This window comes from Rhodoluna sp., from assembly GCF_036721215.1.
GTDB lineage: Bacteria > Actinomycetota > Actinomycetes > Actinomycetales > Microbacteriaceae > Rhodoluna.
In genome coordinates this window covers 633,509-643,357 of the sequence record NZ_DAIMLM010000001.1, presented here as the reverse complement: position 1 = coordinate 643,357, position 9,849 = coordinate 633,509, and the positions used below count along the sequence as shown (strand labels likewise).

The window sequence follows — 9,849 nt, the reverse complement described above, 5'->3', positions numbered from 1 at the left end:
GGCCCCCGTCAATTCCTTTGAGTTTTAGTCTTGCGACCGTACTCCCCAGGCGGGGTGCTTAATGTGTTAACTTCGTCACGGACCACGTGGAATGTGGCCCACAACTAGCACCCACCGTTTACGGCGTGGACTACCAGGGTATCTAATCCTGTTCGCTCCCCACGCTTTCGCTCCTCAGTGTCAGTATTGGCCCAGAGACCTGCCTTCGCCATTGGTGTTCCTCCTGATATCTGCGCATTCCACCGCTACACCAGGAATTCCAATCTCCCCTACCGCACTCTAGTCTGCCCGTACCCACTGCAGGTCCGAGGTTGAGCCTCGGATTTTCACAGCAGACGCGACAAACCGCCTACGAGCTCTTTACGCCCAATAATTCCGGACAACGCTTGCACCCTACGTATTACCGCGGCTGCTGGCACGTAGTTAGCCGGTGCTTTTTCTTCAGGTACCGTCACTTTCGCTTCTTCCCTGCTAAAAGAGGTTTACAACCCGAAGGCCTTCATCCCTCACGCGGCGTTGCTGCATCAGGCTTGCGCCCATTGTGCAATATTCCCCACTGCTGCCTCCCGTAGGAGTCTGGACCGTATCTCAGTTCCAGTGTGGCCGGTCACCCTCTCAGGCCGGCTACCCGTCGTCGCCTTGGTGAGCTTTTACCTCACCAACAAGCTGATAGGCCGCGAGCTCATCCTTGACCGAAATTCTTTCCACACCTCGGGATGCCCCAAGGTGTCGTATCCGGTATTAGCTACAGTTTCCCGCAGTTATCCCAGAGTCAAGGGCAGATTGCTCACGTGTTACTCACCCGTTCGCCACTAATCCACTAGAGCAAGCTCCAGCTTCATCGTTCGACTTGCATGTGTTAAGCACGCCGCCAGCGTTCGTCCTGAGCCAGGATCAAACTCTCCGTAAAAGTTAAGCAGCTTCTCGAGCAAGCTCGAAAAGCAAACTAGAACGAATGCCCCGGAAAATGGGGCAATCAATTTGATCTGACTAAATCAGATTGTCTGACAATCTGTCTAATCCAATTTGTTCTCTTCACTTCATTTGGCAAGCCAAATAAAGCCAAGAGGTTCTTGGCATCGACATTGTGCACGCTGTTGAGTTCTCAAGGATCGGATGCGCTTGGGAATTTCTAACTAAAGAAATCTCCAGGGCGATATCCAGATTCGTAATCTTCCAGAGTCGAAAAAACTTTAAAAAGTTTTACTTCTTTTTTAGATTACGGACCTTCAATCTTAGAGACGAAAACAGGGGACAAAAATCCCTTATTTCGACTTAGATTGGCTGTACTTGAGCCGGATTTCTATGCAGAAATCCAAGCTTTGGGCAACCTCACAAGATTACGCTGTGGACGGGCTTAAAGTCAAATCAAACCCTTGAAAATAAAGGGTTTCTGGAAAGATTCCCTAGCCCAAAAACACTGCCGCGAGGGTCTTTTTTCCGCGTCTCAAAACAGCGATATTCCCATGCAGCATTTGATCCAATCCTTGGGTTTCGTCGAGCACCTTTTCGTTGTTGAGGTAGACCCCACCCTCACGAATTGCCCTTCTGGCGGCTGAAACACTGGCCTCCAGCCCGCAATCCACCAGTAACTGGGCTATTGAGGACCCAATCGGAGCATTCACGCTGGGAAGCTCAGCTAGGGCTGAACGAAGATCTGCCTCTGAAAGGTCTGTCAGCGCGGCCTGGCCGAACAGGGCCTTGGAGGCCTCGATCGCGGCCAAGGCAGCTTGCCTGGAATGAACAATGGAGGTCACCTCTAGGGCCAAGGTCCGTTGGGCCTCCCGAAGGTGCGGTTCACTCGCCACATTCTTGGCCAGCTCATCAATTTCTTGCTTGGTCAAAAATGTGAACACCTTTAGTCGGTCAACTACATCGGCGTCTTCTACATTCAGCCAGAACTGGTAAAAAGCGTATGGACTAGTCATGGAATCATCCAGCCAAACGGCATTGCCTTCAGACTTTCCGAATTTTTTGCCATCCGAGTTGGTGATCAACGGTGTTGCAAGAAGCTGTGCGCTGGAGCCGGTAACTTTGTGAATCAAATCAGAACCCGACGTTAGGTTTCCCCACTGATCCGAGCCGCCGATTTGCATGGTGCAATTGTGACGCTGGAACAGTTCCAAAAAGTCATAGCCCTGCAGAATCTGGTAGCTGAACTCGGTGTAGCTAATGCCGTGCTCGGAATTCAATCTGGCGCTAACCGCATCCTTAGCAAGCATTTTTCCAACCCTGAAGTGCTTGCCAATTTCACGAAGGAAATCAATCGCGCTAAGCGACTGGGTCCAGTCCATGTTGTTCACAAGCTTGGCAGCGCTAGAACCTTCAAAGTCCACAAACCTCGAAGCCTGCTTAGAAAGTTTCTCAACCCATGCAGTGACAGTTTCTTTATCGTTTAGCACTCGCTCGGCAGTTGGACGAGGGTCCCCCACCAATCCGGTCGAGCCACCAATTAGAACGATCGGCTTGTGACCTGCAAGCTGCAGTCTTCGCATAACCAGAAGCTGAACTAAGTTTCCAAGGTGCAAGCTTGCAGCCGTTGGGTCAAAGCCGATATAAAAAGTAACCGAGGTCGAGTTGAGTTTTTTGGATAGTTCGGCCTCGTCAGTGGATTGCGAGATGAGTCCACGCCACTTCAGTTCTTCCCAAATCCCAGCGAAGGACTTGTCATTGGCTTGATTTGAAAGAGTCATTAGTTTTTGGCCCAACTTCTTTTTAGCTCGGTGATTTGCTCTAGGACTCGAGGAAGCGATGTTCCACCCACGCCCGAGCGAGACTTGATGGACCCAGAAACAGATAGCACTTCTCTTAGCTCACCGGTAAGTGATCTAGAAATCTTTGCAAGATCTGCATCTGGCACCTGGTGTAGTTCAAGATTGTTAGCCTCACAGTAAGCAACTAGCTTGCCGGTGATTTCGTGTGCCTCGCGGAACGGAACTTGCTTCTTCACGAGCCATTCGGCAACATCGGTTGCCAGGGAGAATCCAGACGAGGACAAAAGCTCCATGCGGTCAAGATCAAATTTCATGGTGGCTACCATTCCAGTAAATGCAGGAAGAAGAAGTGCCAGAGTGTCGATCGAATCGAAAACTGGCTCCTTATCTTCTTGCAGGTCTCGGTTGTATGCCAACGGCAGTGCTTTGAAGGTTGCGAGCAGTCCGGTCAGGTTTCCAATAAGTCTTCCGGATTTTCCGCGGGCAAGTTCTGCAACGTCTGGATTTTTCTTTTGCGGCATGATCGAAGAGCCAGTCGAATAGGCGTCGTCTAGTTTGATGTAGCCAAATTCTTCGGTAGCCCAAATCACTATTTCTTCGGCGAAACGAGACAAGTTAATTGAAATCATCGACAAGATAAACGCAAACTCAGCAACAACATCTCTAGAAGCCGTTCCATCAACCGAGTTTTGCGTGGTGCCGGTAAAACCAAGCTCGGTTGCAACCAGTTGTGGATCGAGGCCAAGGCTGGAACCAGCCAACGCGCCTGCTCCATATGGCGATAAGTTCGCTCGCGAGCGCCACTGGCGTAATCTCTCTAGATCTCTAGTTAGTGGCCAGGCGTGGGCCAACAGGTGGTGCGAAAGCAGAACTGGCTGTGCGTGCTGCATATGAGTTCTACCGGGAATTGAGGATCCAAGGTGCTCTTCGGCGCGTGCAATCAAAACCGCAATCAACTCAAGAACTAGCTTTTCGATCACGTTGGATTCCGAAAGAAGATACATGCGAATCAAGGTCGCGATCTGATCGTTTCGTGACCTTCCAGCACGCAGCTTTCCGCCGAGCTCGGCACCTGCGATTTCGATTAGTCCACGCTCGAGCGCCGAGTGGACATCTTCATCCTGTGGCTTTGGTGTGAAGCTGCCGGATTGAACTCTTTCAAGCAGTTGGTTTAGCACCTTGGTCAGCCGCTCTGCTTCATCGTTGTTTAGATACCCTGCAGAAAACAGGGCCTTAGCGTGAGCCTTAGATCCAGCGATATCGAAAGTGGCTAGTCGCCAATCAAAGTGAGTAGATCGTCCAAGGGCTGCGGCAGACTCTGCCTGAGTGCCATTGAATCTGCCACCCCAAAGAGAACCTGGACTATTTTCATTTGCCATTGGCACGCCTTGCCGAAATCTTGCTTGGAAGTGACCAAAGCTCAATAAAGCCCTTGGCTAGTGACTGGTCGAAGCTATCCCCGGTGTCATAGGTAGCCAGGTTGAAATCATATAGGCTCTGCTCGGAGCGGCGCCCGGTAACTACTGCCCTACCGCCAGCAAGTTTGAGGCGAACCTCACCAGTTACGTAGCGCTGAGTGTGGTCAATGAAAACATCGAGCGATCGCTTCAGGTCCGAAAACCACAGGCCTTCGTAAACCATCGTGGCCCACTTATCTTCAATGCCCTTTTTGAAGCGATTCACATCGCGCTCAAGAGTTAGGTTCTCAAGCTCTTCATGGGCCTGAATCAAAGCAATCGCGGCTGGTGCTTCATAGATTTCTCGGGATTTGATGCCCACCAGTCGATCTTCCACAATGTCAATTCTTCCAATGCCGTGGTGGCCTGCCAGCTCATTCATCTTTTTGATCATGGCAATCGGGCTGTATCGAACGCCATCAATTTCAACTGGGATTCCCTCATCAAACTTGATGATTACCTCAGTTGGGTCCCTCACTACATCTGGGTCTTGGGTGTACGTATAGATGTCTGCGATCGGTGCATTCCAAGGGTCTTCTAGTAACCCAGTCTCCACAGCTCGTCCCCAAACGTTCTGATCCACCGAATACGGGCTCTTTTTAGATTGTTCGATCGGCAAATTATGTTTTGCTGCATACTCAATGGCCTTGTCCCTAGTTAGCGCCAAGTCACGGTTTGGGGCAATTGAGACAAGCTCGGGAGCCAATGCTGCAACGGATGCTTCAAATCGAACCTGGTCGTTACCTTTACCGGTGCAACCGTGGGCCACGGTGTCAGCGCCAAGCTCGTGAGCTGTTTTGGCAAGATACTTTGCAATCAAGGGCCTAGAAATCGCCGACACCAGCGGGTACCGCTTTTGGTATAAAGCGTTGGCCTTCAATGACGGCATTATGTAGTCGCTGGCAAACTCTGCTTGAGCGTCGATAACAACGGCTTCAACAGCGCCGCAATCAAGAGCTCTCTGGCGAATAACTCCCATGTCTTCGCCGCCTTGGCCGACATCAACGGCCATGGCGACTACTTCTTTACCGGTAGCATCTTTGAGCCAACCGATTCCAACCGAGGTATCTAGACCGCCCGAATACGCCAGGACAACACGTTGGGCCATTTTGCTCCTACAAGCTCAAGTGATTCCCCAAAGCGGGGAAATCTAGTTCAATCTTAGGCTTTAGCTCGTTGAGCGAGCCAAACCATAAGCGCCTTTTGGGCGTGCAACCTATTTTCGGCTTGATCCCAAACAACCGACTGGCTGCCCTCAAGCACCTCATCGGTAATTTCTAGGCCTCGATAAGCAGGTAGACAATGAAGCACGATGGCTGATGGTTTTGCTATGGCTAGCAATTCGGCGTCTAGTCGGAAACCGTCAAAAGCTTCAATCTTCTCGGCCCTTTGATCTTGCTGACCCATCGATACCCAAGAATCTGTTGCCACCACATCGCTATCGACCAAAGCGAGCTTCGGATCGGTATAGCAATCTACTGAGCCGCCAGTTGTTGCCGCAATCAGCTTTGCCTTCTCCAAAACCTTGGCATTTGGTTGATAAATCGATGGCCCAGCGATTCGCACTTTCATTCCGGCGGTTGCACCAGCAAGCAAGTAAGAGTGTGACATGTTGTTTGCAGCGTCACCGATGTAACTCAAAACTTTTCCTTGCAAGCTTCCAAGTTTTTCGCGAATGGTCATCAGATCCGCAAGTACCTGGCAGGGGTGAAACTCGTCACTAAGGCTATTGATTACCGGCACCTTGGAGTTCTGGGCCATCTCAATAAGTCCACTTTGGGCAAAAGTTCGCCAAACAATCATCGCCACTTGCCGATCAAGAACCCTTGCAGTATCTGCGACCGACTCTTTAGAAGCTAATTGACTTGTTGCCGAGTCAATAACAAGCGGTGCTCCCCCAAGCTCTGTAACCCCAACCGAGAAAGAAACTCTGGTTCTAGTTGATGGCTTGTCGAAAATTAGCGCAACAGTTTGGGGTCCCACAAAAACTTTTGAGCTGAAACGGTCTTGTTTCAGTGAAGCTGCCAGATCTAGAATCTCCGCCTGCTCAGCAGGGCTTAGGTCATCATCACGCAGAAAGTGTCTGGTCATGTGTTTAATCCTTTACCTTTGCCAAATGCGCCTAACGGAACTAGCTAAGCCCTGATCTCAGCCTTGAATCTCTTGCTTGCAAGAGCAACCGCTCTGTCTCTGGCCTCAGAAGCTTCTACCTGAGTAAGAGTCCTATCCATTGCTCTAAAGCGAAGTGCAAAAGTGAGCGACTTAGAGTTTTCGGCGATGTTGCTTCCGCGGTAGTCGTCGGTCAGTGAGACATCTTCAAGAAGCTCGCCGCAACCTTCTCGAACTGTGTTCATAAGCTCCAGTGCTGGAACATCAAGGCCTACGACCAAAGAAAGATCCTGGGTCAAGGCAGGCAATGTGCCAAGTGGTTTTGCAACAACCGATTCAGGGGCTGCGTTTAGCAGCGCATCCAAATCAATTTCAAAAACTCCAACTGTTCTTGGTAAATCGGCTTGCTTAGTAATTGCTGGCGCAATCTCTCCAACAAATCCCACAACCTTGTTTCCTACCAGTAGTTCGGCAGATCTTCCAGGGTGATATCCGGTTGGTTCCGCCTGCTTGATATCAAACGAAACTCCAATTGCCTGGCCAACAAGTTTTGCCGCGTAAAGAGCGTCCTGGACACCAAAGCGAACTTGCTTCTGACCAGGCTGAGCGTCACATCTATTACCAAGGAAGATTCCGGCTAGATGTTTGGGTTGCAATGGAATGCTCGCACTCAACGCCTTTATGTCGGCTTCACTTGGGCGAGAAGACGTATCTGGGAAAGAAACTTTTGTTTGCTTTACGGAAAAGAACACCGAGCCTTGTTCCACCAGAGCCAAATCAGTAAAGCCACGAGACAGGTTCCTCTTAGCGGTTTCAATTAGACCTGGAATCAAGGACAACCTGAGCTGCCCTGCTTCTTCTTGAATTGGGTTCGCAAGGGTTACCGCCTGCTTGGCATCTTGGAACCAGCCATTTTGGTTTGCGGAAACAAACGGGTAACTGAGTACTTCAACGTATCCTGCGGTTGCTAGGGCATCTAGAGCACCAGATCTAAACTGCTGGGCTCGAGAAAGTCCTTTTCCTGGAGGAGCAATTGGCAATCTGCTTGGAATTCTGTCGTAGCCCAAGATTCGGGCGATTTCTTCAACTAGATCTGTCTTGTCAACAAGGTCTGGTCGCCAGCTTGGAGGTGTCACTTTTAGACCCGAAGTGTCTTTGGCTGTCACCGCACCGATTTCTGAAAGCACCTTGGTGATTTCATCATCGCTGTAATCAACGCCTACTAACGCAGCGGCAAAACCCTTTGGTAGCAAAATCTCTGGCTGCTTGGTTAGGTCGGTAAAGGTTGCTCCAAGTTTTCCAGCACTGGCTCCAGCTAGCTGCTCCAGTAGTTGCACCACTCTTGCGGCTGCATACTCTCCCACTTTCGGGTCCACACCGCGTTCATACCGCTTGGATGCTTCCGAAAATAGCTTGTGCCTTCTTGCTGAGCGCGCCACCGAAACTGAATCAAAATGCGCTGCTTCAATCAAAATGTTATTAGTGGATTCAGAAACCTCAGTTGAGAATCCACCCATTACTCCAGCTAGTCCAATTGGCCCGGAGTCATCGGTAATCAGCAAGTCTTCTTCGTGTAGCTTTCTTACCTGTCCATCAAGAGTTTTGAGTGTTTCACCTTTGGTTGCGCGGCGGACAACCAAGCCACCCTTGATCTTGTCCAGATCATAAGCGTGGACCGGTTGACCAAGCTCGAGCATTACGTAGTTTGTGATGTCAACTGCGAGTGAGATGGATCGAACGCCAGACAACTTTAGTCTTGAGCGCATCCAGGTCGGAGTTGCCTTTGTGGCATCAACATTTACTGCAGTGCGAAGCACAAAACTCTGCGATGTTTTTCTGCCTCTAATTGGCGCAGAGTCAGTGATTTTCAGCCCAAAGCCATCGCCCCTGACTAGCGGCGCAAGAGTAATTGGGTCCTTATAACTACTTCCTGTGGCATGCGAATACTCTCTGGCAATGCCACGAATCGAAAGACAATAACCGCGATCTGGCAAAACGTTTACCTCGGCTGCGGTGTCGGCTAGTTCCAACAACTCAATTGCGTCTGTGCCAACTTCTGGATCAAGGCCAATCGATGCAAGTCTTAGGATGCCATCGTGATCATCGCTAAGACCTAACTCTCTTCCCGAAGCGATCATTCCATCGCTTATGTGACCGTAAGTGCTGCGAGCTGAAATCGCAAAGTTATTTGGCAGCACCGCGCCTGGCAAGCTAACAACTACCTTGTCTCCGGATTCAAAATTTGAAGCACCGCAAACAATTCCCCGAACATCCGCGCCGCCATCGGCTGCCTTTTTACCCTTTGGCGCAACTCTTACCTGACACCAGCGAATTGTTTTGCCGTTGGATTGTGGCTCATCGACGAACTCAAGAACTTCTCCAACAACTATTGGCCCAGAAAGATCAAAGCTGTGAACGCCTTCTTCTTCTAATCCAACTTTTACCAAAGCTTCCATTACTGACTCTGCGGTTGAGCCCTTTGGTAAAGATGCGTATTCAGCAATCCAACTAAGTGGCGCTCTCATTAGAGCACCATCCCAAACTGCTTAGAAAAACGAATGTCGCCTTCAACCATGTCGTGCATGTCGGTAACTTCATTTCTAAACATCAGGGTGCGTTCGATTCCCATTCCAAATGCAAAACCTGAATAAACCTCTGGATCAATTCCGCTAGCGCGCAACACATTTGGATTAACCATTCCGCAACCGCCCCACTCCACCCAGCGAGCGCCGCCTTTGGCACCAGGGTGCCAAACGTCTAGCTCAGCCGATGGTTCGGTGAATGGAAAGAATGAAGGACGCAATCTGATTTTTGCTTCTTCACCAAACATGATGCGAGCGAAGTGCTCCAGTGTCCCGCGAAGATCTGCCATACTCAAACCTTTATCAATCGCCAATCCCTCAACCTGGTGAAACACCGGTGTGTGAGTAGCGTCAAGTTCGTCAGTTCTAAAGACTCTTCCAGGGCACAGCACAAAAATCGGTGGCTTGCGATCTAGCATTGATCGCACTTGCACCGGGGAGGTGTGGGTGCGAAGCACTAGCTTTTGATCCATTGGCTCAACAAAGAATGTGTCCTGCATCGCACGAGCTGGGTGGTCTTCGTCGAAGTTCAAGGCATCGAAGTTGAACCACTCGCTTTCAAGCTCTGGTCCCTCGGCTATTTCCCAACCCATGCCGACAAAGACGGAGGATATCTTTTCTTGCAGCAGGCTAAGTGGGTGTCTGGCCCCAAGGCGTGCTGGGCTTGCTAGGGCAGTTACGTCTAGGAACTCCCCCGCCAACTGGAGCTTTTCTTCTTCTAGGGAAAGCGCGCTCTCGCGCTTTTCAAAAGCTTCGGCGATTTGGGCCCTGGACGATCCAACTAGTTTTCCAGCTTCGGCTTTCTGATCAGCTGGCAATTTTCCTAGCCTGGCGCTAAGGCTTGCAAGGGCGGAAGAGTCTCCAGAGACTGCGGCTCGGATCTTCTTCAGATCCGCCATAGAACTGGCTCCAGCTATTTGATCGAGGGCGTTTTTAGTGGCAGATTGAACCTCTGCCGCGGATATTGCCTCTGAGCTTGCCATAAAT

General features: G+C 50.4%; 6 protein-coding genes and 1 rRNA gene. All 7 read right to left on the bottom strand.

Going from position 1 to position 9,849, the window contains the following annotated elements:
* A 16S ribosomal RNA gene (locus AC9UCN_RS03275) occupies positions 1 to 910 on the bottom strand; the annotation flags it as partial.
* Positions 911 to 1,406: 496 nt separating this feature from the next.
* Positions 1,407 to 2,693, bottom strand: coding sequence for a tyrosine--tRNA ligase (tyrS, locus tag AC9UCN_RS03270; RefSeq protein WP_509523632.1), 1,287 nt, complete (start codon positions 2,691 to 2,693; stop codon positions 1,407 to 1,409).
* Positions 2,693 to 4,093 carry an argininosuccinate lyase gene (gene argH / locus AC9UCN_RS03265; protein ID WP_509523631.1) on the bottom strand — a complete coding sequence of 467 codons (1,401 nt, stop codon included), beginning with the start codon at positions 4,091 to 4,093 and terminating at the stop codon, positions 2,693 to 2,695. Before argH ends, tyrS begins: the two co-directional genes overlap by 1 nt.
* Positions 4,083 to 5,279: an argininosuccinate synthase gene (locus AC9UCN_RS03260; protein ID WP_509523630.1), complete on the bottom strand. Its 1,197-nt coding sequence runs from the start codon at positions 5,277 to 5,279 to the stop codon at positions 4,083 to 4,085. Before AC9UCN_RS03260 ends, argH begins: the two co-directional genes overlap by 11 nt.
* A gap of 53 nt (positions 5,280 to 5,332) precedes the next feature.
* Positions 5,333 to 6,262 carry an ornithine carbamoyltransferase gene (argF, locus tag AC9UCN_RS03255; RefSeq protein WP_509523629.1) on the bottom strand — a complete coding sequence of 310 codons (930 nt, stop codon included), beginning with the start codon at positions 6,260 to 6,262 and terminating at the stop codon, positions 5,333 to 5,335.
* 44 nt (positions 6,263 to 6,306) lie between these two features.
* Complete coding sequence (gene pheT, locus AC9UCN_RS03250; protein ID WP_509523627.1) at positions 6,307 to 8,805, bottom strand: phenylalanine--tRNA ligase subunit beta; 2,499 nt, start codon at positions 8,803 to 8,805, stop codon at positions 6,307 to 6,309.
* Positions 8,805 to 9,845 carry a phenylalanine--tRNA ligase subunit alpha gene (gene pheS, locus AC9UCN_RS03245; RefSeq protein ID WP_509523625.1) on the bottom strand — a complete coding sequence of 347 codons (1,041 nt, stop codon included), beginning with the start codon at positions 9,843 to 9,845 and terminating at the stop codon, positions 8,805 to 8,807. The genes pheT and pheS overlap by 1 nt, the downstream gene beginning before the upstream one ends.
* Between the last annotated feature and the right edge of the window lie 4 nt (positions 9,846 to 9,849).

What these genes read in the sequence shown, in the direction of transcription:
- argF (WP_509523629.1), bottom strand. Translation starts at nt 6,262, where the DNA reads ATGACCAGACACTTTCTGCGTGATGATGACCTAAGCCCTGCTGAGCAG.
- pheT (WP_509523627.1), bottom strand. Translation starts at nt 8,805, where the DNA reads ATGAGAGCGCCACTTAGTTGGATTGCTGAATACGCATCTTTACCAAAG.
- AC9UCN_RS03260 (WP_509523630.1), bottom strand. Translation starts at nt 5,279, where the DNA reads ATGGCCCAACGTGTTGTCCTGGCGTATTCGGGCGGTCTAGATACCTCG.
- tyrS (WP_509523632.1), bottom strand. Translation starts at nt 2,693, where the DNA reads ATGACTCTTTCAAATCAAGCCAATGACAAGTCCTTCGCTGGGATTTGG.
- argH (WP_509523631.1), bottom strand. Translation starts at nt 4,093, where the DNA reads ATGGCAAATGAAAATAGTCCAGGTTCTCTTTGGGGTGGCAGATTCAAT.
- pheS (WP_509523625.1), bottom strand. Translation starts at nt 9,845, where the DNA reads ATGGCAAGCTCAGAGGCAATATCCGCGGCAGAGGTTCAATCTGCCACT.